Annotated in this window: 2 protein-coding genes; both read left to right on the top strand. The window is 40.1% G+C overall.

What is annotated here, in order from left to right:
• The first annotated feature begins 66 nt into the window (after positions 1-66).
• On the top strand, positions 67-558 hold the full coding sequence (locus AC1DUA_RS37155; RefSeq protein ID WP_477504495.1) for an NUDIX hydrolase: 492 nt from the start codon (positions 67-69) through the stop codon (positions 556-558).
• 134 nt (positions 559-692) lie between these two features.
• Positions 693-1,460 carry a copper amine oxidase N-terminal domain-containing protein gene (locus AC1DUA_RS37150; protein WP_477504494.1) on the top strand — a complete coding sequence of 256 codons (768 nt, stop codon included), beginning with the start codon at positions 693-695 and terminating at the stop codon, positions 1,458-1,460.
• Positions 1,461-1,500 lie beyond the last annotated feature (40 nt).

Here is a 1,500-nt window from a genome sequence, read left to right as displayed (position 1 = left end):
TTTAAAGGGATTATTGGGGGAATCTAGAAATTAGTATGGAGGAAAAGAAAGGTGCAGTGATGGCGTATGTTCTTCGTTAATTCTCGTGCGATCATTGAAAGAATGCTAGATGGAACAATCGAAATCGTCGTTCAGACACGGAATAAACCTGGTGAACCTCAACGGATTGAACTTCCTGGTGGAAGAATTGAGCAATACGAATCGTTAGTAACAGCTCTTATTAGAGAAGTAAAGGAAGAGACTGGGCTTGATGTTGTAGAAATTGAAGGCGAGGATACAAGAATTGATACGGTTGGTATCGATCCGAGTTTTGAAGTGGAGTGTATAAAACCCTTCGGGGCTTACCAGACCATTAACGGCCCTTTTGATTCAGTTGGTGTGTATTTCCGTTGTAAAGTGCAAGGGGAATTATTAAAATCAGGTGATGAAACTAAGAACCCACGATGGATTAACATAGATGACTTAAGACAACTAATGAATGATGATCCCCATCAATTTTCCAGTGTAGACAGAGCGGGAGTTATGTTTTATTTGAAGTATCTGGATCACAATAAATGAAAGCGACAACCCAGGGAGAAAATGAAGCCCTTGGCTGCCGCTTTTTCGCATTTGAATAATCTATTGTTTTTTAGCTAGTTTCAATAGATAATAATGGTAATTTGCTTGCTAGTAGAACTTGGAGGAAGAACAACATGTTTTGGAACCGCCTGCGAAAAACAATTTTAATTGCTTCAATTTCTGTATTCGCTTGGAACTATGGTGCTTTTGCGACTTTTGCATCGGTAGCCAATGACAAAAGCGTCATCAAGCTTAAATTAGATGACACCCAAGCTTCAATCAATGGCAAGTCGGTTTTACTTGGAATGGCCCCTCACTTGGTGAATAACACGACRATGGTTCCACTGAGATTTGTAACGGAGGCTCTGGGCGCCGAGGTATTGTGGGATGGAAACACGCAGAGTGTGCAATTAACATTTGCTTCACAACACATTATCATGAAAATCGGGAGTGCATCAGCAAAGGTTAATGACACTTCAATCAGCTTGGAACAACCACCGGTAATCGAAAATGATACGACACTAGTACCAATTCGATTTATTGCAGAAAATTTCCATCAGTCTGTTTCTTTCGACGAGCAAACGCATGAGATTAGTATTGTGAACGTACCCACGATGTCAACATTCCCAGATAACGTAGCACCAGCTGCAGAACGTCTGGAAAAGCCGACGATTGACAATTTGACTAACGAAACCATCCTAAGAATTCCTCAATTTGCTGATCCCTCCAAGCGTTCATTAGGCGCGGCTTATGGTGATGGCGTAGTTATGACCACAGATGGCAAAAACAATTTGTATTTTTTAGGTGAAAGCTCTCCACAATTTTTTAATATTAAGAAAATGATCTTAAGCAAAGGCAATGAATTGGAAACAGAAGTATTGGTATCCTTCAGTAAAAAATGATTTCAACTTTACCTATGTGGATCCTCAAGGAGAGTTGAAT

Source organism: Paenibacillus sp. 01T422 (assembly GCF_056398785.1).
The sequence above is the reverse complement of the archived record's forward strand: the minus strand, read 5'-3'. Positions and strand labels throughout refer to the sequence as shown.

Bases quoted from the DNA above. Each gene is read 5' to 3' on its own strand.
- AC1DUA_RS37155 (WP_477504495.1), top strand. From the start codon at position 67: ATGTTCTTCGTTAATTCTCGTGCGATCATTGAAAGAATGCTAGATGGA.